At 68.2% G+C, this 26,498-nt stretch carries 29 protein-coding genes and 1 pseudogene; 18 read left to right on the plus strand and 12 right to left on the minus strand.

Features of this window, described 5'->3' with window-relative positions:
* Positions 1-257 precede the first annotated feature (257 nt).
* Positions 258-1,430 (minus strand): RNA-guided endonuclease InsQ/TnpB family protein, encoded by a 1,173-nt coding sequence (locus tag OG574_RS08875; RefSeq protein WP_326772688.1) that lies wholly within the window; start codon positions 1,428-1,430, stop codon positions 258-260.
* 444 nt (positions 1,431-1,874) lie between these two features.
* Between OG574_RS08875 and OG574_RS08880 the strand changes: the two genes are divergently transcribed.
* Positions 1,875-2,648: a polysaccharide deacetylase family protein gene (locus OG574_RS08880; protein WP_326772689.1), complete on the plus strand. Its 774-nt coding sequence runs from the start codon at positions 1,875-1,877 to the stop codon at positions 2,646-2,648.
* A gap of 315 nt (positions 2,649-2,963) precedes the next feature.
* On the opposite strand, the gene OG574_RS08885 is transcribed toward OG574_RS08880, so the two are convergent.
* Positions 2,964-3,152 (minus strand): DUF6381 family protein, encoded by a 189-nt coding sequence (locus OG574_RS08885; protein WP_326772690.1) that lies wholly within the window; start codon positions 3,150-3,152, stop codon positions 2,964-2,966.
* A gap of 327 nt (positions 3,153-3,479) precedes the next feature.
* On the opposite strand from OG574_RS08885, the gene OG574_RS08890 reads away from it, so the two are divergent.
* A complete protein-coding gene (locus OG574_RS08890; protein ID WP_326772691.1) occupies positions 3,480-3,650 on the plus strand; it encodes a hypothetical protein in 171 nt (56 codons plus the stop codon).
* Between the two features lie 385 nt (positions 3,651-4,035).
* On the opposite strand, the gene OG574_RS08900 is transcribed toward OG574_RS08890, so the two are convergent.
* From OG574_RS08900 to OG574_RS08910, 3 genes are all read right to left on the minus strand, one after another.
* Positions 4,036-5,262, minus strand: coding sequence for a cytochrome P450 family protein (locus tag OG574_RS08900; protein ID WP_326772692.1), 1,227 nt, complete (start codon positions 5,260-5,262; stop codon positions 4,036-4,038).
* A gap of 203 nt (positions 5,263-5,465) precedes the next feature.
* The gene (locus OG574_RS08905) at positions 5,466-6,587 is read right to left on the minus strand and encodes a lipid II:glycine glycyltransferase FemX (RefSeq protein ID WP_326772693.1); all 1,122 of its coding nucleotides are present in this window, start codon (positions 6,585-6,587) and stop codon (positions 5,466-5,468) included.
* Positions 6,588-6,710: 123 nt separating this feature from the next.
* Entirely contained in the window at positions 6,711-6,926 is a 216-nt protein-coding gene (locus OG574_RS08910; RefSeq protein WP_116502155.1) for a hypothetical protein, read from the minus strand.
* A gap of 671 nt (positions 6,927-7,597) precedes the next feature.
* Between OG574_RS08910 and OG574_RS08920 the strand changes: the two genes are divergently transcribed.
* The 6 genes from OG574_RS08920 to OG574_RS08945 all read left to right on the plus strand — a co-directional run bounded on the left by OG574_RS08920 (position 7,598) and on the right by OG574_RS08945 (position 12,934).
* Entirely contained in the window at positions 7,598-7,747 is a 150-nt protein-coding gene (locus OG574_RS08920; RefSeq protein ID WP_326772694.1) for a hypothetical protein, read from the plus strand.
* A gap of 1,056 nt (positions 7,748-8,803) precedes the next feature.
* Positions 8,804-9,088 carry a hypothetical protein gene (locus OG574_RS08925; RefSeq protein ID WP_326772695.1) on the plus strand — a complete coding sequence of 95 codons (285 nt, stop codon included), beginning with the start codon at positions 8,804-8,806 and terminating at the stop codon, positions 9,086-9,088.
* Positions 9,089-9,098: 10 nt separating this feature from the next.
* Positions 9,099-10,319 (plus strand): metallophosphoesterase, encoded by a 1,221-nt coding sequence (locus OG574_RS08930; protein ID WP_326772696.1) that lies wholly within the window; start codon positions 9,099-9,101, stop codon positions 10,317-10,319.
* Positions 10,320-10,678: 359 nt separating this feature from the next.
* Positions 10,679-11,347 (plus strand): DUF4232 domain-containing protein, encoded by a 669-nt coding sequence (locus tag OG574_RS08935; protein WP_326772697.1) that lies wholly within the window; start codon positions 10,679-10,681, stop codon positions 11,345-11,347.
* Between the two features lie 811 nt (positions 11,348-12,158).
* Positions 12,159-12,539, plus strand: a complete 381-nt coding sequence (locus tag OG574_RS08940; RefSeq protein WP_326772698.1) for a helix-turn-helix domain-containing protein — start codon at positions 12,159-12,161, stop codon at positions 12,537-12,539.
* Between the two features lie 134 nt (positions 12,540-12,673).
* Positions 12,674-12,934, plus strand: a complete 261-nt coding sequence (locus tag OG574_RS08945; RefSeq protein WP_100592710.1) for a hypothetical protein — start codon at positions 12,674-12,676, stop codon at positions 12,932-12,934.
* An 86-nt stretch (positions 12,935-13,020) separates the two neighbouring features.
* Here the strand turns inward: OG574_RS08945 and OG574_RS08950 are convergent, their stop codons facing one another.
* Both OG574_RS08950 and OG574_RS08955 read right to left on the minus strand, forming a co-directional pair.
* Complete coding sequence (locus OG574_RS08950; protein WP_326772699.1) at positions 13,021-13,326, minus strand: hypothetical protein; 306 nt, start codon at positions 13,324-13,326, stop codon at positions 13,021-13,023.
* A 397-nt stretch (positions 13,327-13,723) separates the two neighbouring features.
* Positions 13,724-13,966 (minus strand): hypothetical protein, encoded by a 243-nt coding sequence (locus tag OG574_RS08955; RefSeq protein ID WP_326772700.1) that lies wholly within the window; start codon positions 13,964-13,966, stop codon positions 13,724-13,726.
* A 356-nt stretch (positions 13,967-14,322) separates the two neighbouring features.
* Here OG574_RS08955 and OG574_RS08960 point away from each other — a divergent pair, with 356 nt between their 5' ends.
* From OG574_RS08960 to OG574_RS08990, 7 genes are all read left to right on the plus strand, one after another.
* Entirely contained in the window at positions 14,323-14,538 is a 216-nt protein-coding gene (locus tag OG574_RS08960; protein WP_326772701.1) for a hypothetical protein, read from the plus strand.
* A 30-nt stretch (positions 14,539-14,568) separates the two neighbouring features.
* Positions 14,569-14,781 carry a hypothetical protein gene (locus tag OG574_RS08965; protein ID WP_100592708.1) on the plus strand — a complete coding sequence of 71 codons (213 nt, stop codon included), beginning with the start codon at positions 14,569-14,571 and terminating at the stop codon, positions 14,779-14,781.
* A gap of 67 nt (positions 14,782-14,848) precedes the next feature.
* On the plus strand, positions 14,849-16,714 hold the full coding sequence (locus OG574_RS08970) for a hypothetical protein (protein ID WP_326772702.1): 1,866 nt from the start codon (positions 14,849-14,851) through the stop codon (positions 16,712-16,714).
* A 94-nt stretch (positions 16,715-16,808) separates the two neighbouring features.
* Complete coding sequence (locus OG574_RS08975) at positions 16,809-17,486, plus strand: hypothetical protein (RefSeq protein ID WP_326772703.1); 678 nt, start codon at positions 16,809-16,811, stop codon at positions 17,484-17,486.
* Between the two features lie 94 nt (positions 17,487-17,580).
* Positions 17,581-17,883, plus strand: coding sequence for a helix-turn-helix domain-containing protein (locus OG574_RS08980; RefSeq protein ID WP_326772704.1), 303 nt, complete (start codon positions 17,581-17,583; stop codon positions 17,881-17,883).
* A complete protein-coding gene (locus tag OG574_RS08985; protein WP_326772705.1) occupies positions 17,883-18,173 on the plus strand; it encodes an IS3 family transposase in 291 nt (96 codons plus the stop codon). The genes OG574_RS08980 and OG574_RS08985 overlap by 1 nt, the downstream gene beginning before the upstream one ends.
* 13 nt (positions 18,174-18,186) lie before the next feature.
* Positions 18,187-18,420 carry a hypothetical protein gene (locus tag OG574_RS08990; protein ID WP_326772706.1) on the plus strand — a complete coding sequence of 78 codons (234 nt, stop codon included), beginning with the start codon at positions 18,187-18,189 and terminating at the stop codon, positions 18,418-18,420.
* Positions 18,421-18,448: 28 nt separating this feature from the next.
* On the opposite strand, the gene OG574_RS08995 is transcribed toward OG574_RS08990, so the two are convergent.
* Both OG574_RS08995 and OG574_RS09000 read right to left on the minus strand, forming a co-directional pair.
* Positions 18,449-18,853, minus strand: a complete 405-nt coding sequence (locus OG574_RS08995; protein WP_326772707.1) for a helix-turn-helix domain-containing protein — start codon at positions 18,851-18,853, stop codon at positions 18,449-18,451.
* 543 nt (positions 18,854-19,396) lie between these two features.
* Positions 19,397-21,817: a SpoIIE family protein phosphatase gene (locus tag OG574_RS09000; protein ID WP_326772708.1), complete on the minus strand. Its 2,421-nt coding sequence runs from the start codon at positions 21,815-21,817 to the stop codon at positions 19,397-19,399.
* A 479-nt stretch (positions 21,818-22,296) separates the two neighbouring features.
* On the opposite strand from OG574_RS09000, the pseudogene OG574_RS52695 reads away from it, so the two are divergent.
* Positions 22,297-22,432: pseudogene (locus tag OG574_RS52695) on the plus strand (IS630 family transposase); the annotation flags it as partial.
* 117 nt (positions 22,433-22,549) lie between these two features.
* Here OG574_RS52695 and OG574_RS09005 read toward each other — a convergent pair.
* The 3 genes from OG574_RS09005 to OG574_RS09020 form a co-directional block, all read right to left on the minus strand.
* Entirely contained in the window at positions 22,550-22,975 is a 426-nt protein-coding gene (locus OG574_RS09005; RefSeq protein ID WP_326772709.1) for an STAS domain-containing protein, read from the minus strand.
* 67 nt (positions 22,976-23,042) lie between these two features.
* The gene (locus OG574_RS09010; protein ID WP_326772710.1) at positions 23,043-23,801 is read right to left on the minus strand and encodes an IclR family transcriptional regulator; all 759 of its coding nucleotides are present in this window, start codon (positions 23,799-23,801) and stop codon (positions 23,043-23,045) included.
* Positions 23,802-24,507: 706 nt separating this feature from the next.
* On the minus strand, positions 24,508-25,302 hold the full coding sequence (locus OG574_RS09020; RefSeq protein ID WP_326772711.1) for an AraC family transcriptional regulator: 795 nt from the start codon (positions 25,300-25,302) through the stop codon (positions 24,508-24,510).
* A gap of 70 nt (positions 25,303-25,372) precedes the next feature.
* Here OG574_RS09020 and OG574_RS09025 point away from each other — a divergent pair, with 70 nt between their 5' ends.
* Positions 25,373-26,200: a phytanoyl-CoA dioxygenase family protein gene (locus tag OG574_RS09025; RefSeq protein ID WP_326772712.1), complete on the plus strand. Its 828-nt coding sequence runs from the start codon at positions 25,373-25,375 to the stop codon at positions 26,198-26,200.
* Complete coding sequence (locus OG574_RS09030) at positions 26,197-26,496, plus strand: hypothetical protein (RefSeq protein WP_326778410.1); 300 nt, start codon at positions 26,197-26,199, stop codon at positions 26,494-26,496. Before OG574_RS09025 ends, OG574_RS09030 begins: the two co-directional genes overlap by 4 nt.
* Positions 26,497-26,498 lie beyond the last annotated feature (2 nt).

Below are 26,498 nucleotides of genomic sequence, written 5' to 3' on the forward strand. Positions count from 1 at the left end.
GCCAGACGCACGGCACCGGGGCCCCCGTCACCGTCGTCGGTCGACGTACATGGACTTCCAGTTGCCGTCGAGCGAAGGCGGTGCGTGTGCTGCGGCATGACGGTGCCCTTCTACGCGCCGGAGAGCGGCGCACGCTCAACTGGCGTGACCTGACAGGCCTGTTGAGCCGGGCCCTCTGTCAACTACCCGGTCGTGAAACGACCGGGCTTGCTGCTCGAGTCATCACTGGCTGTGATGGGTTCGGCTGCGTCCAGTTCTCACGCGATGAGGGTGAGTTCAGGGGCCGTTGACTGAGCCCCGCAGACCCACACCATCCAGCCGCGTTGGCGGATGTTGTGGGACGCGTTGTGGTCCGCGTGCTCAACGAAGCCGCAGACCCGGCACGCGAAGGCGGCCTGGGCGGGCCTGTTTGCGCGTGCGGTGTGATGGCACTGGGAGCATTCCTGGCTGGTGTAGGCCGGGTCGACGTAGACGACGGGCACCCCGGCCCGCTTCGCTTTGTAGGCGATGAAGGAGCCGAGCTGGGCGAAGGGCCAGGAGTGGAGCGTGGTGCGTTGGGGCTTTCTCAGCCGTGCCCGCTCGCGGATGCCCGTGAGTTCTTCCAGGGCGATCCCGCGACCGGTGCGTTCAGCCTCCGCCACGATCCGCTTCGAAATCTTGTGGTTGATGTCCTTGTTCCGCCGGGCTTCCTTGCCCGCGTACTTCTTCGCCCGCCGCTTGGCGGACTTGGTCTGCTTCTTCTGCAGCTTGGAACGCAGCTTCCGGTCACTCTCGCGCTTGCGGTTGATCCGACGCCCGCAGTGGCGCTCGCCGTCGGAGGTGACCGCGATGTTCACGATCCCCAGGTCGACGCCGAGGAACCCGGCCGGGTGGGCGTTCGTGGCGGCTTCGGCGATCTCGCAGGTCGCGATCAAGAACCACTTCCCGCCCTGGCACACCAGGTCGGACTCACCCTGGCGGTGCGCAGCTAGGACCTCCAGCTGCCCGGCCTGCCCGGTGAACCGCACGCCCTTCAGCCGGCCTGCCATGGACCAGATCGATACCGTGCGTGCCTGGTGCTGCCAGGACAGCATCCGGTCGTCGTAAGGCTGCGCCGCCTGGGGCCGGAAGACCACCGGCTTGCCCGAGGCGCGGGCGTGCCGCCTGGAACCGGGCCGCCCGTAGCGGCCGTTACGCAGGTTCGCCTTCAAGGTGGTGTAGGCATCGCAGGATTTCTTGATGGCGTGCTGGGCGGCCTGCGCGCCTAGGCCCCACCTGGCCCGGATCTCGGCATAGGTGTGCTTGCGGAGCTCCAGTGGACGTCGCGCGTTTTCCTCGAAAGCGACCCCGGCCGCCCAGGTCGCCGCTTGGTTGCAGGCGTGCAGGGTCGCCTCAAGTGCCGCCGCCTGTACGGGCGTCGGCAGCAGCTTCACCCGCACCACCAGCTTCACGAGCAGCGAACCTATACACCCGGACGAAGACCCACCACACGTTCGCCCCGCCTCACCCGAACGAGCGATACCCGCTCCGGCCCTGCCCGCGCACACCGCCGTGGCCCGGCTCCGCCGGAACGCCCCGGGCCGCTCCGCGGCCGTGATGGCCTGCGGCACGTCACGGCGACGCTCCGCGTCGCACCCCGTGGATGCGATTCCTCCCGGGCGTAAACGCCCAGGGTTCCTCGCAAGAATCCGCTGAAGAACACAACACAACCGACCCAATGACGCCGTCGGCGTTGTGGCTTCCTCTTCTGCTGCCGGGCCGCAGGAGTTGTCCGCGAACCTTCCCGGACTTGTCCGTGATCGGTAACGGATGCAGCCGTGGGCCCGTGCGTCTCGTCCTGCCCAGTGATCGCAAGGCGATCGGGACCGGTGAGGCACTGCGTGAAGGGGACGGACATGGCGCGGCGGAGCAACGGGCGGGGCTGGAACAGCAAGGTGGTGGGGGCCGCGCTCGGGGTGACGTTGCTCGCCACCAGTGCTTCGGTGTGGACCGCGCAGGCCGGTGCCGCGGACGGCTCGTCACCTGAGGCGGCGGCCCCGGCCACACCGGGCGGCGACGTGAGACCGACCGCGGTGACCATCGCACACGCCTCGGACGCGGGGACCCACGGCATCAACATCACCATCGACGATGGCCCCGACCCGGAATGGACCCCCCAAGTGCTCGACGTGCTGCGGGAGTTCGAGGTGAAGGCCACGTTCTGCATGGTGGGCCCGCAGGCCCAGGCGCACCCGGATCTCGTGAAGAAGGTCGTCGCGGCCGGGCATCGGCTGTGCGACCACTCGGTGTCTCACGACACCGCCATGGACAAGAAGTCCGAGACCTACCAGTCGCAGCAGATCCTCGATGCCGAACGCATGATCACCAAGGCGTCCGGGGGCGTACGGCCGATGTACTACCGGGCACCCGGTGGAGCCTTCACTCCCTACAGCCGCAAGCTCGCCGCCTCCCGGGGCATGCGGCCGCTGGGCTGGAACGTGGACAGCAAGGACTTCGAGCGTCCGGGTACGGACACCATCGTCGCCACCGTCGAACGGGAGCTGCCCAACGGACCGACGGTCCTCTTCCACGACGCGGGCGGCGACCGCGCCCAGACCGTCGAAGCCCTGCGCCGCACTCTCCCCCAACTCAAGGAACAGGGCTACTCCTTCGGCTTCCCGGTGCGCTGAGCCTCGACCCCGGCTCGGCGCTTCGGGGCCGATGCCCCGCACGCAGCCGGCAGTGGCATCGCCGCCGACGTCATCCAACGGAGAGCCCATGACTGCCCGAAGCCCTCCCACCTGCACAGATGAGGTTATCGGCAGGGGCAGGGTGCGCGGCTTGCTGCGGCCCGGCGGTGCGAGGGCGCGTGGGCGCGTGGGCGCGTGGGCGCGTGGGCGCGGGCGACTGAGCGGAGACAGCAGTGACCGGCCGGGGGCCTCTCGCGTGTCAGAAAGCCACGGAGGTTGGCCGCCGGCCGGCGTCTGTGCTCGGAACTACCGGGACTACATCGTCGGGTCGATGTCCGGCTTGCCCGTACCGCCTACGTGCTCGCTCTGCTCCTTGAGCTGGCGGGCCTTGTCCTTCAGACGCTGACGCTCCTGCGGGTCAGTGGCGCGTTCCGCGGCCTGTTCCAGGTCCTGAGCCTTAGCACGCATCTGCTGGGCACGACCGGTCTCGCCTGCAGCGCTCATGATCACTCCTTGGGTGATGAGGAAGAGCGGGCCACACCAGCGAAACAGGCCTCGTCACCCCCTGCACCTCGAGCGGTCACCCACTGCTATCTACGCAGTTGGAAAAGCTCTCGCGGCGTCGGCAACAGCGTGAGTTGAGGCGTCCTGGGAACCCCTGAGTGTGATCGGCTGCAGAGATGCCGGCGAATTTCAGTACCGCCGGGGATCGGCTGGACTGCGCATCCGGCAGCTTCATTGGCTTGGGACGCGAGATGCAGTGCCGGCTGGTCTCGCCCTGCCGGGGCCGACGGAGGAGCATGGGAGATGAGCGACCCAGGGAGGCCCGCCATGAAGTCCGAAGCCTCGGATTATGACACCTGGCTGTACTCTCACACACCCTCCCAAGCTGAGGGCGAGCGCGACGAGCCGGCTGAGCGTACAGCCCAGCACCCGGACGTCCCCAGGACCGAACCGTCCCAGGCGGAGGGCGAGCGGGTGGACGACATCAAGACCACATGACCGCAGCGTGCCGGGCTGGGCGTTGCCGGGCCCGGCTCACTGTGGCTCGGCCCGGACGGCCGTCCTGAAGGCGTCGCCTGTCGCGGCGACTTCGGCTGCGGTGCTCGTTCTGTCGCAGTTCGCCGGACTCCTAGGTGCATAGTCCCGCAGGGTTGCTCACACGGCTGATGGGGGGGCTCGCCTCCGAGTGCGGCGTGGCAGCGATAGCAGTCTGCGGCCGGCAGGGTGGCGTTCCGCCCTCTACCGGCGCACCCATGTGTGCGCGATGCCCCTCGAAATGTCCGTCTCGGCGGCCACATAAGCGACTGGGCGGGCGCAGAGCACACGTGCAACGAGCAGCCATCTGCCGTGATCGGTGGGACACGAAGACGTCCGTGTGGTGCAGTCAGCTGGAAGCGTCGGAGGTGAACGTGACGGGCAGCTGTTCGGGGCCGCGCAGACCGCCCGAGCGCCATCGCAGTTCGCTGGACGGCACGGCCAGGCTGAGGTGAGGCAGGCGGCGCAGGGCGGTTCCCATGGCGATCTGGCCCTCGAGCCGGGCCAGCGGCGCCCCCAGGCAGTAGTGGATGCCGTGCCCGAAGGCGAGGTGCGCGTTGTCCTGCCGGGTGATGTCCAGGCGATCGGGGTCCGGGAACTGCGCCGGGTCGCGGTCGGCGATGGCTGAGGCGACCAGCACGGTCGCGCCGCGTGGGATCGCCACTCCCGCGATGGCGACGTCCTCGCGCGCGAACCGGGCGATGCCGGGGTTGACCGGTCCGTCGTAGCGCAGGAACTCCTCGATAGCGCCGGGCAGCAGTTCCGGATCGTCCCGCAGCATCTGCAGCTGGTCGGGGTGGGCGAGCAATGCGGCGATACCGCTGCCGATCAGGTTGACCGTGGTGATGTATCCGGCCACCAGCAGCAGGAAAGCCATGGCGATCAGCTCGTCCTCGTCCAGCTGGTGCTCCTCGTCCCGGGTGGCGATCAGCGCGCTGATCAGGTCGTCACCGGGCCGAGCTCGCTTGTCCTGGAGGAGTCCGGTCAGGTACGAGCGCATCTGCCGCCACGCTCGGTCCATCCGGGCCGGGTCCGGCGGCTCGGCTCCTTGAAGGATCATGTCGTCGGTCCACCGGTGGAAGTCGTTCCGGTCGGCGACGGGCACTCCGAGCAGTTCGCTGATCACAGTGACGGGAAGGGGCAGCGCGAAGTCCTCGACGAGTTCGGCCTTGCCTGCGGGCACGATCGCGTCGAGCAACCCGTCGGTGATCTCCTGGACGCGTGGCCGCAGCTCGGCCACCCTGCGGGCGGTGAACGCCTTGGAGACCAGTCGGCGCAGGCGGGTGTGGTCGGGCGGGTCGGAGCGGAGCATGGTGCGCAGCATTGACTCGCGCTCCGTGGCGGGCAGCCGCTCGAGGAGCCGGGGGTCCGAGGCATCGCGGACGTCGCTGCTCAGCCGCGAGTCGGAGAGGGCTGCGAGACCGTCTTCATAGCGTGTGACCAGCCATGCCTCGATGCCACCGGCGAGGACGGCGCGCCGTACCGGGCCGTCCTCGCGCAGCTGCCGGTAGAACGGGAAGGGATCCGCCATGAAGGCCGGATCGCCGTAAGGCACAAGGACCGGCTGCTGGCTCATCAGGCCTCCAGGGGTTGTCACGAACCCACACGGCAAAGTTGTCGTTTTTGAGGTGCCGACCGCCGTACGCGCCAGCGCACATCAGTCAGCAAGCCCACACCGATACGCATCCGAACTCGACCGAGGGGCACCCGGCCGGCCTCTGCAGCTCCGCGCTGACCTGGTGTCAGCACCCTGCGCACCCACATGTCGGCCGCTGATCCTCAACGGCGAGACATGTAAAGGTCGAGGGCCTTGTGCAGGACCTTGTTGAGCGGATAGTCCCACTCGCCGAGATACTCGACGGCCTGGCCGCCAGCGCCGGCCTTGAACCGGAGCAGCCCCAGCAGGTGATTGTCCTCGTCCAGGGTGTCGGTGATACCGCGGAAATCGTAGATGCTCGCGCCGAGTTCGTAGGCGTCGCACATCATCCGCCACTGGATGGCGTTGTTCGGCTGGACCTCGCGCTTGCGGCTGGTGGAAGCACCGTAGGAGTACCAGACGTGCTCACCGACGGTGAGCATCGTGGCGGCTGCCAGTACCTCACCCTCGTGATGGGCGAGGTAGAGGCGCATGCGGTCTTCACGCTCAGCCCGCAGTACGGTCCACATTCGCTGGAAGTAGGCCAGCGGGCGGGGGATGAACCGGTCCCGCTTGGCGGTCTCGACGTAGAGGGCATAGAAGGTGGTCAGATCCTCGTAGCCGCCCTGGACCACCTTGACGCCGGCTTTGTCGGCCTTCTTGATGTTGCGTCGCCACTGCTGGTTGAAGTCGCGCTGGACCTCCTCCAGGGTGCGCCCGGCGAAGGAGACCTGGAAGACGTAGCGCGGCTGGCCCGCGGCGAAGCCGTCCTCACCCCCAGGCTCGGTCTGCTGCCAGCCCATCCGGCGCAACTGGTCGGCGAGGTCGAAGGCCCGCGGCTCGTGCGCGGTGGCTTCCACGTCCCGCAGTTGCCGGGCCTGAGGGTCGGCGATCGCGGCCTTGACCGCCTCGGCACTCCAGCGGCGGGCGACGACGGGCGGCCCCATCTTCACCGAGAACACGCCCCGCTCCTTCAAATACGCGAGCATCGGCTCCAGCCACAACTTCAGATCCGTGGCTGCCCAGTCGATGGCCGGCCCTTCGGGCAGGTAAGCGAGGTACCGCTTCAGCTTCGGCAACGGTCGCAACAGCACCAGTCCCACGCCGACGAGGCGATCGTCATCGTCGAACCAACCCAGGCTTTCCGCCCGCCAGTCCGGCTTCACGTCCCCCCACGAGGGAACCTGCATGTGGCTCACCGAGGGGCAGGTCGTGACGAAGGCCAGATGTTCCTCGCGGGTGATCACCTTCAGGCGGTAGCTCATGCGCAGCGCTCCTTTGGTCGGCGAACAAGCCTACTGAGCCACAGCTCAGGCATGTCACTCACCGTCACAGATCAGCGGATCTGACACAGCTTCTTACTACCGCTCGACGGTCCATCAGACGGGTCAGTCCGACTCCTGCCGAAGGACGCGGCGAGCCGCCTCAGCCTCGGCTGCCGGCGGGGAGAGCTCGTCGAGGACGTCAAGCTCGTCATCCCCCTCCAACTCCCGTTCCCAGGCTGCGGCGAGCCGCTCCTGCTCCTCCCCGGGCCTGGCCACGACGGTCTCTCTGTCCTCAGGCGCCAGGGCCGCCAGGAAGCGTGCGACTGAGTCGTTCGGCATGCTAAACACCCCTTCGCTGGGCATGGTGCTGGTCCGGGGCTCAGCATGGACAATCAGTCCGGCGATCGCGGCCCGACACCGCCGCAGCACACTCGGATGGCGCCATCCGATGCGGCCAACGCACCCGCACGAAGGGGGAGGCAGCAACGCGTCGGCAGGAGCAGGGCGGGATGGCACACGGAGCTCTCCCGAGACGGTCGCCCGGCCGCTCCGGGCGCGGACCTGGCCCGGCGGCCGGACTGCGCCGAGGCGCGGCAGGGGACACATAGAACAGCTGGAAGACGGGACCGAGGTCAGGCGCGGAGTGTGGCTGACCAACACCAAGAGCCGGCGGGACAAACTCACCGACGACAAACTCCAGCGGCTCGCGGACCTCGGGCTGACCTAGGCGGCTGGTGATTGGGACGCGTAATGACCGGTGACAGCCCTGAGGAGCAGCGGGCACAGGCGGCCGCATGGCGGCACGGCCTCAAGTAGATAACCACCCCGTTCCTGCCATGCCTCCCTCTCCTTCCGTCGCGCCCCGGTGGGCCGTGATGACCGTCTCGCCCATGCCACCCCGGCATCCCTGTCGGGCCGGTAGGGCCAGGCTCGCCGGAGGGGCCGGAGGGGCCGGGCGGGCCTGGCAGACCCTGCTGAACGCTGTTCCCCTGGAGGGCAATGCGCCGCGCTTGGAGTTCGTCGATCTGCTGCTGGTGGGCGACGATCACAACTGCCTGCGCGACGAGCATGACGGTCAGCGCTGCGCCGATTGCAAGGCGGCGTCGCGGGCTACGCCACGCCTCTTTCATACTTTCCACATCATTCCTCACGTTATGTGATGACAAGGAGCAAAGGGCAAGTGCGCGGCAAGGGCGGACCTCTACGTCGAGCGTCCTTCCCGGGGCGACCGGACACACCACTTCTGCCGATCACTGCGGGGAGGGGCTGAAGCACGTCACGGGCGCAGCGCAGGCGGTGCGGAACCATGTTCACCTACTTCGGGCGCCCCTTCGGCGCGCGGAGCGGCCCACGATGTGTCACGGGCTTCGGGGTCTGCTTTCAGGCCACAACCACTATGAATGCGACGGACCGGGAACGGCCCCCGACGGCCGGTTGACGATCCCGCGCCGTGCCACCGGTGCGTCCGGCACTCTCGGCGGCGCTGCACCCCGTCCGGGCGCTGTCCACAACTCCGACTGCACTATCCGGCACCGCGCAAGCGCGGAACACCCTCCAGTGCACGCCGGAGGAGTCGGCCAGTGCGGCCGAGTGTCTAACTTGGATCTGGCGCTGGCGGAGCGACAGCGTCCTTCCCGTCCTTCCCGGCCGTGCCGTCCCTCCCGTTCGTGCCCTCCTTCCCGTCCTTCCCGTCTGTGCCGTCCTTGCCTGCCGGGCCGATAGGACCAACGGGACCCGAGGGACCAGGGGGACCAGACGGCCCTGAAGGCCCAGGTTTAACGCTCGCCTGGACGTCGACGGGCTGCATCCGCAGGTCGTCGATCTGCATTTGCTGGGCGACGAGCAGAGCCGACTGTGCGGCGAGCGCGACGGTCAGCACCGCGCCGAGCACGAGGGGGCGCCGCGGACTACGCAGCACTTCGATCACGCTTCTCACATCACTCCTCACGCTGTGTGACGGCGAAAGTGTAAAGGACGAGGACGTGGCGGGGATGGACCTGCGCGTCGAGTGTTTTCCCCAGGGCCGCCTCGAACGCCATACTTCTGCCGTTCGCGGCACGAAGGCGCTGAAGCACAACACTGGCGAAGCACGAGGAAGAACCTGGCGCTGTTCAAGGCCAGGAGCGCGAGGCGGCGCCGGATCGGCTACCCGTTGCTCCAATTCGCTACGGCGAAAGCCCTCGATGCCAGTGCCTGCGCCACCCAGGAACTGGGGCATGGCACGGATGCCGAGCGTCGGGAAAGTGGTGACGCCACTCCTCGACGGTGCCCATCACCTGGCCTTCTTCGAGACAGTCGAGATCGTCTCGCTGCTCGCACAGAACCCCGCGCAGGCCGACCAGTTCGTACGGCGCGCCCTGGGCGATCGCGCCACGGCACCTCGTGACCTGCAACAAGCGGTGTCGGCGCCGACGTTCAGCTCGTCTGGCTCGATCAATGACCGGCAAGGCGTCCTCCAGGACGACCGGATAAAGTGCCGCGTCGGCAGTCTGGTTACCTGAGGAGGTAAGCGTGACCGACATCAGCGAGGCCCGATCCGCGGACGGTGCAGCGCACGCGACCAGGCAGAGCCTGCTGCGCCGCCTGATGCGCTACATCCCTTTGATCGCTCCCATCTTGCTGTGGGCCGTGCCCTGCTGGGTGCTGCTGCACGCCGGCCAGCACTGGCCGCTCCCTGTCACGCTGGCCGGCACCGCCCTGTTCGCCCTCGGCCTGATCGCGATGCCGCTCGCGATGGTGCGCGGCCACGGCCGGCGGCAGCAGGACCGGGCGGCGATCGTCGGAGACACCCTCCTCGGGGCCGGCTGGGTCCTGTTCACCTGGTCCCTCCTGCTCGGCGTCCTGCTGCGCCTCGCCCTGACCGTGGCCGGCGTGGGCGACGGGCAGAACCGGGCCCGGATCGTCACTTGGACGGTCCTCGGCGTAGCCGCCGTGCTGCTCGCCTGGGGATACGCCGAGGCCCGCCGGGTACCGCGGGTACGCCACCTCGACGTACAACTCCCGCGCCTGGGAGCCGGATTGGACGGCACGCGCGTCGCCCTCATCACCGACACCCACTACGGCCCGCTCGACCGCGCCCGCTGGTCTGCGCGGGTCTGCGAGACGGTCAACACCCTCGAGGCCGACCTGGTCTGCCACACCGGCGACATCGCGGACGGCACGGCCGAACGCCGCCGCGCCCAGGCCGCCCCGCTCGCCACCGTGCGAGCCACCCGGGCCCGGGTCTACGTCACTGGAAACCACGAGTACTACAGCGAGGCCCAGGGCTGGGTCGACCTGATGGACGAGCTGGGTTGGGAGCCTCTGCGCAACCGCCATCTGCTGCTCGAACGCGGCGGCGACACCCTCGTGGTCGCCGGCGTGGATGACGTCACCGCCGAATCCTCCGGCCTGGCCGGCCACCGCGCCCACCTCGCCGGAGCCCTGAACGGCGCCGACCCCGACCTGCCCGTCCTGCTCCTGGCCCACCAGCCCAAGTTCATCGACCGGGCCGCAGCCGACGGCATCGACCTCCAACTCTCCGGCCACACCCACGGCGGCCAGATCTGGCCCTTCCACCACCTCGTCCGCATCGACCAGCCCGCCCTCGCCGGACTCAGCCGCCACGGCACCCGCACCCTCCTCTACACCAGCCGCGGCACCGGCTTCTGGGGCCCGCCCTTCCGCATCTTCGCCCCCAGCGAGATCACCCTGCTCATACTCCGCTCCCCGCAGCGACCACCCACGCAGTAACACGGGGCGGGCCGACAATCCCGCATGCACCGGTTCACCAGACGGCGGCGAACCTTCCCGGTCAGAGCAGTACGGGGCCGCGGGCCCGACGTAGCCGATCGCGTCCCCGTCCACGGTCTCCTAGTGCCGGATTCTTTCCAGATCCCCCGGATCCCGCCTCTCAAGATCCGGACCAGGAGCGGGCCAACTCTGTTCCTCGTCGACCGCTGGTCCTATGAAGAATCGGTGTGACGCCTTGGCGGACCGTGAGGTCAATACGCCTGTGACAGAACGAAGACGTGGCGGACGACCCCCTGTAACTCAGTGCGAGATACAAATACTTCCGACCGCATGCACCACGCTCGTTCTGGGGGAACACCGTGAAGTACACCCGCATCACCGCTCTCGCCGCCATCGGCGTCGCCGCCACCCTCTCGCTCACCGCCTGCGGCAACGACGGCTCCGGGAAGGACTCGTCGTCCAAGGGCTCCTCGTCCTCGTCCTCTTCGTCCTCGGACAGTGGCTCGAAGTCGGAGGACGGCTCGGGCTCCGGTGGCTCGGAAGCCAGCAACGCAAAGTCGGGCTCCGGTGAGGGCGCCGAGGCAGAGGCAGCCGCGAACGGCGCGACGGGGACCGGCAGCAAGGTCACGTTCTGCAAGACGGAGGACCTGGCCATCGACGCCACGGACGCAGCGCCGGACGAGGAATCCGGCAGGATCAACATCACCATGATCAACCGAGGTTCGACCACCTGCTCGGCGACGGGCTTCGCGGGCGTCGACATCAAGGACACCGACAACACCTCGAACCCCATCGAGCGCGGCCCCGCCCAGCCGCGTGTCACCATCCTGAAGCCGGGCGACGCCGCTGTCTTCAACCTCGCCTACGACATCGACAACACCGGCAACAGCCTCTCGCACCCGACCAACATCCTGGTGACGCCCCCGAACGAGACCCACACCGTGACCCTGGAGTGGCCCGCGGGCGCGGGAGACATCAAGGGCGCCTACACCGACGTTCAGGTCTACCCCACGCACACGACCAAGTAAGGGCGGTGCGCGCGGCCGGCTCTGGCGGCCAACCGCCGCAGCCGGCCAGGACCTTGGCCAGCCGGCGTGTAGCCGGCCCATGTCAGCGAGCTAGGCGGCGAAGCCGACTCATGGGGCCTCCCCCTGATTGGTGGCCACACTGATACTGGATCGCTCGGTCCGGAGGAAGCAGTCCTGGTGACATCCCGGACTGCCGCGGCCATGGCGCGGCCCCGGTCCAGGTCAGCGGCGGTGCGCAGCGCTGCCGCGAGACCGTGCCGCGCCCAGGATCCATACGCCGACTACGTCGGTGACAACGGAGGGTCCTGGGCCAAGCGAAAGGGTTCACCAGGCGGGCGTGGCACTGCGCCGCCGCTACTCGGCCTCGTCGTTCGTGGGCGACATACGGCGGTACGGGACATGTGGGCCGTGCGGTGCCGTACCTGCCGGCGACCGCTGCCCGGCCCGACGACCGCGACAACCGCTCGGCTCTGGGTCGGCTTCGGCGCCGAGGCGGGGGCGGTGGACGTGGCCCGGTTCTCGGGCGAGCCGGTGTATCGGCGGCTGACCGGGGCGGATGCGGCGGTGCTGCGGGAGGGAGTTCCAAGAGCGGGGGGAGGGGCTGCTGCAGGGGGGACCGGAGGTGACGCGGCTGGCAGCGATGCGAGGGCGCCGGGCGTGACGGAGCAGGCGGCGAAGCGTTGAACCCAGCGGTCGTGGTGCCGCCGGGCAGAGTGTCCAACGATATTGGACGCCAGTCCTCGTAGCACCTGATGGCAAGCCGTTCAAGAGTGTTTGCTCAACCGCCTTGCTAGCAGGAAGAATCGATCTCGTGGCCAACGCACTGCAGGAATTGGTGAAGAGCCGGCTGGAGCAGCAGGGCTGGTCCTATGGCGACGTGGCCCGGCGCGGCGGCATCCCGCGATCCACCGTTCACCACCTGGCGACCGTCGCGCAGGTGGCCCGTATGCCGCAGCAAGCCACCCTCGAAGGGCTGGCCCGGGGACTGGAACTGCCCCTGGACTCGGTACGCAGAGCCGCCGCCGAAGCCTGCGGAATCCACCTCTACTTCGAGGACCCCGCCGACACCACGTCCGACCCGGAGATCGCCACCCTCATCGCCAGCGTCCAGCGCCTGTCCGAAGCCGACCGACGCCACGTCACCGCACTCATCGAGTCCCTCCTGCGCAGCACCCCCGGCGGTCCCCGCTAGAGGTTTCCCCGCACGGGCGTCCATTGTGTGGCGAAGCGTCAGATCGCCGTAAAAATCGTTCCATTGGGGCTATCCTCTCGTCGCACGGGTCGCGTTGAACCGCCCGAAGCCTCCAGGGAGAGAGGGGGGTCTACGTGCTTGTCGTCCATGGAGTGTTCGCGACCGCCGTCGTACGCGACAGAACGGGAGAGCCGGTGGTCCTGCTCTCCGGCGAACTCCCCGAGGCCCTCACCCCTGCCGCCCTCGACGAGCTGCTGAACCTGGCCGCCGCGGTGCTCGACGCGGAGGAGCTGCGGCTGTTCCGAAGCTGCCTGTCCGCCCTGCACTGCGGCGAGAAACTCGACGAACGCCGTATCGAGGTGAGCGGAGCCGTCCTGACCGTCTACCGGAGTTGATCCCGGACACGGTCGCGGGGCTCCCGGGAGTTACTCCCGGGAGCCCCGCGTCGGGTGCGCCCCGCATCGGGCCCGATCAGACCGGATCAGAAGTCACGGTCACAGTTCCTGTAGTCGTCGTAGTCGCGGTAGTTGACGTGGCGGTAGCCCCTCCAGTCCTTGTGGTAGCCGCAGTTGTCGCCCCACCGGCTCCAGGAGTGGCCGCGGTGGTGCCGGTTGTACCGGTAGTCCCCGCACCAGCCGTCGTTGTGGAGGGCGGCCTTGTGCAGGAGCCGGTGGGTTTGGGCCGGGGCGGCCGTCGCGGTGGAGGCCATGGCCGTGCCCGTCAGGGGGATGGCGATCGCTGCGACGGTCAGGGCGGCCGTCGCGGTGGCGCGTGCCAGTTTTCTCACCGTGTTTCTCCTTGTTTCGATGAATTGCCGGATGGCGTGCCAGACATTACTCGGCAACGACTCTCCACTCGTTCATCCAACCGGCTATGGACGACTTACCGGACCACAGCCGATGCAGGGTTCCGCGGCGCCCAAAACATGCTCTGAGCTTTACTTACCGGGCATTTCCGGGTCTTGCTTCCGCGGCGGCCGGAAACACTCTTCAGGGTGAAGCAACTCCGGTATGTCGCAGTCGCGTTGCGAGCCGCCGTGAAATATCAAAAAAGCTTCTGGCCCGCCCCGGGTAATGCGTTGAAGAATTCTCTGCCGTTTTCATAAGCGGGGAGTTCTGCCCTGCGGAAACGGAAATCTGCCGCAGCGCATTCGCCCCGCGTTGTGCGCAGTCGGTTCAGTGCGGTCAGCTTCGGTAGACGGTCAGGACGGCTCCGCTGACCTCGATACGGCGTTCGTCGAGTTTCTCGCCGCAGTGCAGGGCGGACAGGCAGCTTCGGAACAGCCGCAGCTCCTCCGCGTCGAGCACCGCGGCGGCCAGGTTCAGCAGCTCGTCGAGGGCGGCAGGGGTGAGGGCCTCGGGGAGTTCGCCGGAGAGCAGGACCACCGGCTCTCCCGTTCTGTCGCGTACGACGGCGGTCGCGGACACTCCTTGGACGACAAGCACGTGCACCCCTCTCGCGGAGGTTTCGGGTGGCTCACCCGTCTTGGGGGTCGAGAGGATAGCCGTGGTGGAGTCGCGCAACATGAGCCGTATGGCCCCGAGTTGACCCAATCGGGTGGGAGTGCGACGCGTGTCGGATGGAGTTCATATCCGGCTAATCGCGCTCTCACCTGCCGTTTCCCCCGATGGGCGATGTGTCCGGTGAGGGGCGATGTGCGTGAAGTGGTTGTCCGAGGTTCTTGGACGGTCTACTGTCCAATCTCGTCAGACAGATCGTCCGGCATGGATGGACGTCCGGGATCGGATGTGACCGTCCATGCCCATTCAGTAAAGGAACCACCATGCTCGGCATGCGTGAGCTGGACGCGGAGTCCGCAGAGCTGCTGCCCGGTCGCGAGGCCCTGGGCCGGCTGAAGTTCAACTTCGTCAAGACGACCAACGTGACGCGGCACGTCGCCTACGTCCAGGCCCAGAACAACTCGCTCGCCGTGAACGCCTGCTCCCCCGAGGCCATCGCCCAGTCCGCGGGCACCCAGACCATCAACGTCCACCAGTAACCGACCCTTCATCCCGAAAGAGGTTTCACCATGAACAACGAACAGCTCAACGAAGAGTCCGCGGAACTGCTGCCCGGCCGTGAGGCCCTGGGCCGGCTGAAGTTCAGCTTCGTCAAGACGACCAACGTGACGCGGCACGTCGCCTACGTCGACGCCCACAACAACTCGCTGGCGGCGAACCTCAACTCCCCCGAGGCCATCGCCGCCTCCGAGGCCAACCAGACCATCAACATCAGCCAGTAACGGCACCCGACGCGTGCGGACCGTGTTCGTGGCGACGCGGTCCGCACCGGGGAGGGAGGGCAGGACGATGGCCGACGGTCAGGGGGCCCATGACCCCGCTCCCATGGGGACGGCGGTCCGGGACGCAGGCAAAACGTTTCCCGGGGACGTGTACAAGGAACCGCTCTTCCCCGTCCCGCGACTCGGCGCAGGGCTTCAACGCCTGGGCGAGTACCAGGGATCAGGTTCCACGGAACGCAAGTATCTGGTCCGCCGGGAGGACGGACAGGTGGTCCAGCTCTCCCGGCTGCTCTATCTCGTGGTCGAAGCCATCGACGGCGTACGCGACACCGAGAGCATGTCCCACCGGGTCAGCGGCCGCTTCGGACGCGAGATCAGCGCCGACAACATCCACTACCTCGTGGAGCACAAGCTCGAACCGCTCGGCCTCACCGTCCCGTTCGGGCACGCGGACGAGCAGGTCGCCGCCGGTCCCCGGTCCGACCTTCTCCTGGTCCTCAAGGGCCACCGGGTGATCTTCCGCGAGCGACAGGTCGCGCGTATCGCCACGGCTCTGGCCTGGCTGCACCGGCCCTCCGTGGTGGCCCTGGTGCTGGCGGCGGTCACCGTGCTGGACGTCTGGCTGTTCGGCTACCACGGCGCAATGCAGCCGGTGCTCCAGGTGCTGGAGCAACCCGTCCTGATGCTGGCCGTCTTCGCGCTGATCGTAGCCTCGCTCGTGTTCCACGAGTTCGGTCACGCCTCTGCCTGCCGGTACGGGGGCGCGCGACCCGGAAGCATCGGGTTCGGCCTCTTCCTGATCTGGCCCTCGATGTACACCGACGTCACCGACGTCTACCGCATCAACCGGGCCGGCCGGATCCGCACCGACCTGGGCGGGGTCTACTTCAACGTCGTCTTCCTACTAGGGCTGGCCGGCGCCTACCTCCTCACCGGCCAGCCCTTCTTCCTCGGCGCGGTCTACCTGGTGCACTTCGAGATCCTCGAACAACTGATGCCGGCGGTCCGGCTGGACGGCTACTACATCCTCGGTGACCTCGCAGGGATCCCCGACCTCTACGGCAAGATCAAACCCATCCTCCTGAGCATGCTGCCGGGCCGGCCGGTCACCCCGGAGGTGGCCGGTCTCAAGCGTTCCGCACGGGTCATCGTGACCGTCTGGGTGCTGACCATGGTGCCGCTGATCATCGGCGAGCTCGGTTACGTCCTGTGGAACCTCCCGCGCCTGCTCGCCACCGGGCTGCGTTCGCTGGCCGAGCAGGCGACCGGAACCTGGTTCGCCTTCGCCGACGGGGAGATCGCGGCCGGACTCGTCGGCGTCGTCGGAGGGTTCATGATCCTGTGCCCCTTGGCCGGCGCGGGGTATCTCACCGTGCGTCTGACCGGGCGGCTCGTCCGGGCAACCCTCCGCGCCACCAAGGGAAACCTCCGGCTTCGCCTGGTCATCTGCGCCGGCGTACTGGCAGCGGGCACCGCGCTCGGCGCGGCATGGCTGGGCGGGATGACGCCCAAGCCGCTGCCGCCGCAGCCACCCATCGTCCCCATTCTCCAGCCCGGTGTGCCGACGCTCCGCGCGACGGCATCGCCGTCGGACTCGGACGAGGCGCCGCAGGACGACGCCCGGCCGGACTCGCCCCTCCTCACCGGCCCGTCGCCGGAGGCGAGCCTGCTCTCGCCGACGCCCGATGCAAGTCCGTCCGACGAGGCCGACACGGCGAGCGGTTCCCCGTCGGCCGAGGACGAGACCAATACGGCCGCCCCGACACCCAAGAAGGCGACTTCGAGCCCGACCCCGAGCCGCAGGCAGAGTCCGGCACCGTCCGGCCCCAGCCCCTCGGCCGGTACGCCGAGCGCCTCGCCGTCGGCCCCGCCCTCGACAAGCCCCTCCCCGCCGCTGCCCACCGAGAGCTTCCCCGACCCCTTCACCTGGTGAATCCCGGGGCCCAAAACCCCCGATGAACAGCCGTGAACCCCGGTGAACCTCCCCGGCCCCGTGCCGCTCATACACCCGCAAAAGGAGAACTTCAGTGAGCCACCGAAAGCCACGCACCAGCACAGTCGGCCGGACGGCCATGCGCCTGGGCATGCTGACCACCGTCTGCCTGACCGGCCTCGCCACCGTGACCCCAGCGGGTGCGGCGACCGGATCCCGCATCACCAGTGGCGTCGGCATCGCCGTGGACGAGGCACGGTCCCTGGCCAACCCCAGACACCGCATCGACCACGACGAGGAGTTCACGATCCATCAGCTCGGCACGGTCGTGGGCGCCGGCGTACGCAACCGGGCGATCGCTCGCTCCGTCGGCTGTTCGATCGACGCGCCCTGCCGGTCGATCGCGCTGTCCTTCCAGGTCGTCACCACGAACGGGGCCGCGCGCCTCAACGCCTCGAACACCAGCAAGGCAATCAACGACCACTGCGAGGGCTGCGAGACCTTCGCCGGCGCTTACCAGTTCATCGTCTCGACCCCGTACCGGTTCACGCTGAGCTCGGCGACCAGAGACAAGCTCGGCGGGTACGAACGGCGGCTGGCCGCGCTGGAACGCAGTCGCGAGCCGATCGACGTCGTCAAGGGCCACGCCGACGCCCTGGCCGCCGAGATCGTGAGCCTTCTCCAGCAGGGGGTCGCAGCCGCGCCGCACGGCAAGACCGTCGACCCACTGGGCCTGCGGCCCACCGTCACCCTCCGGCGTCACATCGACTAGCCCCCGGCGCTCCGGGCCCACGGAGCCCACCGCCTCCCCGGGCCCGGGCCTGCTCTCCCGGACCCGGGGGCCGACCTCCCCAGAGATAACGCCCATGCGACCCAAGCGATACCCGCCCGAACTGCGCCGCAAGGCCCTGGACCTGCTCGCCGACGGCGAGCCCGTGAAGAAGGTCGCCGTCGCTCTCGGCCTCAGCGACCAGACGGTCTACCAGTGGCGGCGCCGGCACCTGCCGCACCTCAGCAGAGGAGGGCCCGAGCCGTCCACGGGGACAGACCTCAGGGCCGCACGCCGGCGTATCGCCGCACTGGAGTCCGAGCTCGCCGCCCTCCGGCGCGCGACCGAGCTGCTGCGCGATGTGGTGTCCCCAAAAGGCGATTCGAGGCAGTCCACGTGATGGCCGGCGAAGGGCTGCCCGTGCGGACCGCCACCCGGGCGCTCGGGGTGACCGAGTCCGGCTACTTCACGTGGCGCGCCCGCCATCCCTCCGCCCGGTCGATCCGTCACACCTGGCTCACCGAACTCATCACCACCATCCACGCCGCCTCCGGCGCCACCCACGGATACCGGCGCATCCACAGCGAACTCACCCGGACCTACGGGATCGCCGTCAGCCACGGGACGGTGGAACTCCTCATGCGCCGGGCCGGTATCCAGGGGCGCACCGGTGACGGCACCCCTTCCTGAGAGGAACCGGAACATGACCCTGGAACACCCCACGCCCCCGCTGCCCATCTCCGCACTGCTGCGCCCCCAGATGCGCATGGAGGGGGACCTGCCGGCCACTCAGGCGCACCAGGTGATGCTGCACTGTGCCCTGGACTCGGCCTGCATCACGGCACGGATGACCGACTACCACGCCGTCACCCGGATCGCCGAGCTCGACTACCAGACGGTGGCCGCGGTGATCAGATGGCTGCGGATCCTCCGGTGACGGGCGGTGAACGGCCCGACACCGCCCATCAGTCGCCGGAGCCGGAGTCTGTCGGAGCATCGGGGTCGGGGGTGCTGCGCAGGAGGGACTCGATGAGTGCGGTGACGTGGCGTCGGTCGGCTTCGGACAGGCGCTGGACGCTGGCGATGAGGGTGGCGATCTCCGGGTCGGACGTGGTGTCGGCGGGGTCCTCGAAGTAGAGGTGGATTCCGCAGGCTTCGGCGGCGGCTCTGCGTACCGAGTCCAGGGGCAGTTCCAGTCCCCGGGCCAGCCCTTCGAGGGTGGCTTGCTGCGGCATACGGGCCACCTGCGCGACGGTCGCCAGGTGGTGAACGGTGGATCGCGGGATGCCGCCGCGCCGGGCCACGTCGCCATAGGACCAGCCCTGCTGCTCCAGCCGGCTCTTCACCAATTCCTGCAGTGCGTTGGCCACGAGATCGATTCTTCCTGCTAGCGACGAGCTGACGCCGTTCGGCGAGATCGAGTCTATGTCGGTGCGTGTGGGGACGATCACGCGAAGGAGGCTTCTCGGTGAACCGAGAAACGATGCGAGCCGCTCCCAGGTAGCGCACCGGGTCAAGGCACGGACCAGGGGTGGGGCGCGGCTCGCACTGTCCACGGTGAAAGGAATCAGTGACGCGGAGTCGGCCCGGATCGCTACCACCAGCCCCACGCTTCCCTGCAGGACTTGTGGCAGCGGGCCAGACCCTCACTGCCGGTCGCCGAACGGCTCGTCCAGATCGGCGCCCTCGACGAGGCCAAGACCGCTGACGCGGCGGGACCTGCTGCGCCAGGCGGGCGGCTGCACCGGCATGCCGCAACCGCTCTACCGCCGACGGGCAACTCGCGCTCGGTGACGACCTGGTGAGCGCGGAGCCGAGCGGCCAGAAAGACCTGTACGGATGGCACACCACGTGCCGCTGGAAGGACCGTCGTGGTTGTAGGCAGGGCATCGTCGCCTCAGGCCGCTGGACGGTCAGGCAGAAGTGGGCAGCGGCTGTTCGGCCCAAATCGTCTTACCGTCGGCTGTGTAGCGGGTCCCCCAGCGTTGGGCCACCTGCGCGACCAGGAACAGTCCGCGACCTCCCTCCTCCGTGCCCGAAGCGCGTCGCATGTGCGGAGACGTACTGCTGGTGTCCGAGACCTCACAGATCAGCACGTGCTCGCGGATGAGCCGCAGGCTGATCGGGCCGGAGGCGTGCCTGATGGCGTTGGTGACGAGTTCACTGACGATCAGCTCGGTGGTGAAAGCGGCCGCTTGCATTCCCCAGACCCGAAGTTGACTGACGGACTTCTCACGCGCCTCGTGGACGGCGGACGGCTCGGCGGACACCTCCCAAGCGGCAACACAGTCAGAACTCAGGGCGCGGGTACGTGCGATGAGGAAGGCAACGTCGTCAGAGGGACGATCGGGCAGCAGGATTCTGACCATGGTGTCGCAGATCTCGTCCAACGGGCGGTCAGGGTGAGCAAGGGCGAAGCACAGGCGCTCGAATCCGACATCAACGTCGCGGTCGCTCGCTTCGATCAGCCCGTCGGTGTACAGCGCGATGATGCTTCCCTCCTCGACCGGGATCTCTGCCGACTCAAAGGGCAGGCCGCCCAGCCCCAGCGGCGGCCCGGCGGGAACGTCGGGGAACTCAACCGGCACGTCGAGGCGCGCGATCGCGGGGGTGGGATGTCCGGCGCGGGCCATGGTGACGGTGCGGGCGATCGGGTCGTAGATGGCATAGACACAGGTCGCGCCGATAACGACGGGCCCGTCGGATGTGGCTTCCGCCTCGTCGGAGAGACGCACCACGAGGTCGTCGACTTTGGTCAGCAGCTCATCCGGGGGCAGATCAAGGTCCGCGAGGGTCTGCACGGCCGCCCGGAGCCGTCCCATGCTGGCCGCGGCGTGGATGCCGTGCCCGACGACATCGCCCACCACCAGCGCCACTCGGGCACCCGAGAGCGGAATGACGTCGAACCAGTCACCGCCGACGCCCACTTCGGTGTCGGCCGGCAGGTACCGGTAGGCGGCTTCGACGGCGCTGAGATCGGGCAGGTCCTGCGGCAGCAGGCTCCTCTGCAAGGTCAGCGCCGCCTGCTGCTGGCGTGTGTAACGCCTGGCGTTGTCGACGCACACGGCGGCCCGGCCCACCAAGTCTTCGACGAGGAGGAGGTCGTCCTCGTCGAACGGGCGGGGATTCCTCCAGCGCAGCAGGGTGACGACGCCCATATTGATGCCGCGTGCCCGCAGCGGTACCACCAGCTGCGTGTGCACGCCCAGCCCGATCAGCCTTGTCCAGCGCAGTGGGTCTTTCGCGAGCCAAGGCGTCGACGGGCGAACCACCTCTCGGATTGGCTGTCCAGTGGCCAGGGAACGTCGTTGGGGCGACTCCTTGGGGTAATGGGGCGTCGCGCCGATCTCGACTCCCACTTCGGGGCGATCTTCCTGGATCGAGAGGTGGGCCACACGGCACAAGGGGTCGGAAGACTCGGCGGATCTCGTTGTCAGGTCCATCGGCGTATGGACACTTTCGAACAGGTCAACCGCCACGAAGTCCGAGATGGAGGGCACCATGATCTCGGCAAGCTCGTGCACCGTACGGTCCAGGTCCAGCGTGGTGCCAATGTGCTCACTGGCCGTGTTGAGCACCGTCAGCCGTTCGCGCGCCGGGTCCTGACCCTCGAAGTCGAGGACGGCGTGACAGACCCCGAGCACGTTGCCGTCAGCACCGCTCAAGGGAAAGGAGGAGCGAAGCCTGACGTGACCGCCGTCTTCCCGGCCGGACACCCGGACCGGCGCTATGTTCTCCAGTGCCACCGGTGCCTGCCCTGACTTCAGTACCTGCTTGGCCTGGCGTGCAACGATCGGCGATGGCTCCGCACCGGCGGCCGGACTGGTGGCGGCACCGCACACCTCCTCGTCGAGGTGAGCCATCGCAAGGTTCACCCACTCGTACCGGAGGTCCGTGTCAAGCACGGCGACACCCAGCGGGGACTGCTGCAGCAGGCTCCACGCGACATCCTCATGCCACTCGTCCTCGCGCAGCGCAGCGGCGTCCCGCAGGGCGACGAGCCACTCACGATGCCCACCGAGCGCGTGAAGGCGGCATGTACGAACCGCGAGTTCCACGGGACGCCCCTCACGGTGGAGCACTGCGACGGGGCTCTCCCAGCCGCTCTCCGCCCCTCGCAGCCATGGCTGCACGGCAGGCACATCACCCTCGTCGAGGAGCAGGGTTGTCACGGAGTGCCCCAGCACGTCGGCCGCGGTGTACCCGAGGAGATCCTGAGCGGCCTGGTTCCAGCCCGCGATCACACCATGGCTGTCCACCATCAGCAAAGCTGCAGTTGCCATGTCGAATGGTTTGAGCGGATCTCCACCGCCCGCCTCACTGCTGAAGCCCATAGCGTCATCCCATCCACGGGCACGACCTACGCACACATTGTCGCATCGGGGGCCGGAGGATGCTGCGGCGGTGAAGCCGCAACCGACCTGATCACTGCTTCCGAGCGCGACTGGTACAGCGCAATCGCGTACGCCTTGAACTCCGGCGGCTTGCGCTTCGTGACCACGAAATGGTGCATCAGTGAGCCCGTGGGCCGCGCTCACCGGGTCACCTCCATGTGCGCCGGAGCCTCCCCAGCATCGCCCGGCAGTAGCGTGAAAGGCTCGCCCTGCTCACCGAACGCGCTTGACAACAACACGGAAAGTCACCAGAGGTGGCTCTTCAGCATGTCGGCGAGCTCTTCGGGTGCTTCCTCTGGAATGAAATGGCCGATGGACGTCATGCCGCCCCCGACGAAGTTGTCGGCTCGTGACGACTGTCGTGCGCTGCGCTATGCCCGCGGGATGAGGTATCCCGATGGCGGAGGGCTGACGGCTGAGGAGTGGGTGCCCTGGTCCCCAAGGGTCCCGGCAGCGCCCGCTGCATGCTAGATGCGAGTCAACTGCGGGCGCTGGAGGCGGTGTTGGATGCCGGGGGCGGCCGCTGCCGGCTGGAGCGACCAGTGCTGGACTCTCACCGTCCCACCCCTTGCTGCGCGTCTACTGCCGCGAGCACCGAGTCAGCCAGCTCTGCAACGGACCGTCCGCCACCCGCGTCGATGCGATCCATACCCAATCTGTCGACGGCATCGATCATGAGTGCCTGGTAGCGCTCCGTACGGGCCAGGAGCTCGCCCCTGGGGACTGCGCGATGGCCTGTTCGACGGAGTCGTGGAACGAGTAGATGTGACGCAGACCGCCGAGAGAGAAGACATGCAGGAGCCACTTGTCGGAGCAGGCAATCCGCAGCGACCCGTGATGGGACTTGATGTGTTTGGTGACAGCGACGATCATGCCGAGCCCCATGGAGTCCAGGAAGGGGGTCCTGCACAGATCGAGAACAAAGTGACGGTGGCCCTCGGCGAGCCTCCGGATCACTGCAGCTTGCACGAAAGGAGCGAAGGCAATGTCGACATCTTCGTTGGCTTCGACGACCGTCCAGCCGTTCGCCACGTGGCAATCGACTGACTCATGCGGCCCTGCGACGCCCTGATCACACACGACCCTGCTCCTCTGCACCCTTGACCGGTTTGTCCGTTTAGTCCATAAGACAGGTCATGGCCGCGAAGTCACAAGGTTCCGGTTTTCAGATGGTGAGCGAGAGTCTGCGAGACACCCGCTCCGCGGTGGCTACCAGCGTCGCCACAGCACCTTCGAGACGGTCGGTGCGGTTGGCACGCAGGGAGATACCAAGCGCGCCAAGGGTGTCGCCCTGACGGATGGGCACTGCGACGCACGCGGTGCCCAGGGAGTACTCCTCGATATCGGTGACCGCAGGCCCATGGGGCGCGGCATCGAGACGCCGTAGCAGTTCGGCACGGTGAGTGATGGTGCGAGGGGTGAGATCATTCAGCGTGTGGCGGGAGAGGTAGTCGGCGCGGGCTTCGCCGTCCAGCTCACGCAGAACGCACTTACCGAGCGCCGTGGCGTGCCCCGCATCTTCGAAGCCGACCCACAGATCGACACGGGGCGCCTTCGGCCCGTCCACGATCTCCGCGACCCGGATCTCGCCGTCCTCGTAGAAGGTCAGGTAGGCCGCGGCCGACAGGCCATCCCGCAGCTCCGTGAGCGTCGGACGGACCCTGCTGAGCGCCGCCTGATCGCGGCTTCCTCCATGCAGCGCGCCTAGCCTCTCCCCCAGGACGAACGTGCTGTCGTCGAGTTTGCGCACGTAGCCGTCGTGCACCATCGTGCGCAGCAAATGGTAGGTCGTGGCCAAAGCCAGCCCAGTCTCGCGCGCCAGCTGCTTGGCCGGCACGCCACCTTCGTGCGCACCCACAGCCTCCATCAACCGGAAGGCTCGCTGCACCGAAGCAATGAGTGTGGGGCCTTCCTTACCACCCATGCCTCCACATTGCTCCTTGCGGACAAGTCGGGGCAAGTCCGGCGGGCAGGATGTTTCCCGCCTCGGAGGCCCGGACAGCACAGGGCATAACGCGAATCAGCGGACGCAGCCAGCCTTCATGATCACGAATTTCGCAATGGGTCGTCCGTGCGGGTGCCGGCGTCCAACAGCACCACAAGCTCCTCCATCGCGGCACATCTCGTCTCCACGTTGCCAGCCAGTAACATGCGCGGGTCCTGCTATCGCCCACGCGGCGGTGGAACTGCTGGTCAGCGACTACCCGGTTTCCCTCTCCGGCGTCGTGGGCACGCCGCCGCCAGGGATACCGGTCGGTTTCTTCGACCATGGTGCCGGGACAGGTTTCCATCACTTCCAATGGCTGACCGTGGCGCTCGGCAGCCGTCTAGCGGTGATCATCTCCCGTGACCCCCAGGACGCCTCGCGCCTCCTGTCGCAGAGCTCAATCGCTTCACTTGCCCTCCGCCATGAGAATGCGGTGCTACGCCGACAGATCGCCGGCCCGGTCCACTACGAGCCCGCGGACCGGTTCTGGCTGGCTGCCCTTTCCAACCTCATACTCCGTCGCCGCTGGCGCGAGATCTTCCCCGTCACACCTGCCACGCTGCCGGCCTGGCATCGCAGGTTCACCTCGGCGAAATGGGACTACAGCGCCCGGCGCACCCGCACAGGACGTTCCGACACCGACTCAGCCGCGCGCGCCTTCCCGTACCGCGCGCGGGGAGAAGCCCAACTCGCGGCGGCACGCCTTGTTGAACGCCTGGAGGTCCGGGATGCCGACCGTCGTCGCGATCGCCGGGATCGCCATGGTCGAGGCCTCCAGCAGGTGCCGGGCCCGTTCCATGCGGCGCCGTCGGATGTGGCCGACGACCGTGCCCCCGGTGGCCTCGCGGAACAGTCGGGTCAGATGGGTGTGCGAGACACCGGCGGCACGGGCCACCTCCGGAACGGACAAGGACCAGGCCAGCCGCTCCTCGACATACGCCAAGGCCGCCCGCAGTGCCGGGTGCGGGGAACCCGTGGGGCTCTCCGCAGCGCCGCCGCCCAGGCCGGTCACGCGCCACAGCACCGTCCACAGCTCCGCCGACGCCCGCACCGGATTCTGCGCGGTCGCCGCGACCGTCTGCCGCAGCAGCCCGCTCAGCACGGCCGCCTCCGAACCGGCGTCCTGCATCACCGGCACCGGCCGCCGCTCCCCGTCGCCGGGCAGCCGGAAGTGCGCGTACAGGTGCTCGCAGCGGCGTGCACCGTAGTGGAAGTGCACCTCCGCACCCGGCGGAACGAGACTCACATGGCCGGGGCGGATGGGATGCGAGGACCCACACAGCTCCAACTGGCCCGAATATCCGTACAGATGCAGCTGCCAGAGGTGCGGCAGCCGGAACACCTCATGCGGGCCGGTCGAACCATGCACGCCCACACCCGCGCTCACCTCGCGCGGGGGGCGGTCGAGGGCCGGCTCCACGGACGACGGCAGGACCATGGTGAGAAAATACCAGTCGCTGTCGATTACAACCCACGACTTCCCCGCTGCCGCTGCCTACCGTTGCCACATGTCAACCACACGGCAACTGCCGGGACTTCTGAGCTCGGCCCAGATGGCGCGGTTCGTCTCACACGGCTTCCTCCGGCTCGACGGAATCGTCCCCCAGGAGATGAACGACGAGGCGCCCGGCGTCTTCGACGGCCCACTGCCCCTGGTGCCGTTCGGCACCCCCGCACCCAAGGCGTTCCCCGAGGGGACATTCGCCCGACGCCTCATCGAACTCCCGGCCGTCTCAGGGGCGTTGACGAGCCTGGTGGGGCCGAATCCGACCGTCGACCACCACTACGTCCACACCCGGGCACCCCACGAGGGCCGCGCCCAGCCGCTGCACGCCGACGCCATCATCGACGTACGGTCCGACGCGTTCGACGTGCAGCTCATGTACTACCCGCACGATGTCACCACCGAGATGGGCGGCACGCTCATCGTCCCGGGCAGCCACCTTCGCCGTACCAACGAATCCGACATCGGCCGCTACCAGAACCTGCGCGGCCAGACCCGGCTCAGCTGCCCGGCCGGCACCGTGATCCTGCTGCACCACGGCATCTGGCACGGCGGACGCCGCAACGACAGCGACCGCCTCCGGTACATGTACAAGATCCGCTTCAACCCGACCGTGCCACAGGTCCGCCTGTGGGACACGACGGACCTGGGCGGCCCGGCCGTCCGCGAAGAACTGACCAGAGCCTTCCCGTGGTACGAGCCGGCCACCGGTCGCATAGAGACGTACGGCCGCATCAAGCTGTGGCGGACCATGACCGCCGACCCCGACTTCGACATCGACTACTGGGCCACACGTATCGCGAACCGGCCCGCACAGGGGAGCAACGCATGACCACTCGCCACACCGACCACACCACGGAGAACACCGTGCGGCAGCAGGTTCTCGTCCTGTACCTGGGCACCTCCGCCCTCGATTCCGAGGTCGTCGGCTGGGCCTGTTACGACGGGACCGGCCGCACCCACCCCACGACCGGCGACAGTGACGAGCCGCCGTACAAGACAGGTGTCGCGGCGCTGGAGGACGGCTGGCGGCTGTTCCAGGCCGCGCAGCTCATCCCGGCTCCGCCCGGCTCCGAGTACGAAACCTCGTTCCTCAAGCACGAGTTCTTCTTCGAGAAGCTCCTCTGAAC

Origin of the sequence: Streptomyces sp. NBC_01445 (genome assembly GCF_035918235.1) — a bacterium.
GTDB lineage: Bacteria > Actinomycetota > Actinomycetes > Streptomycetales > Streptomycetaceae > Streptomyces.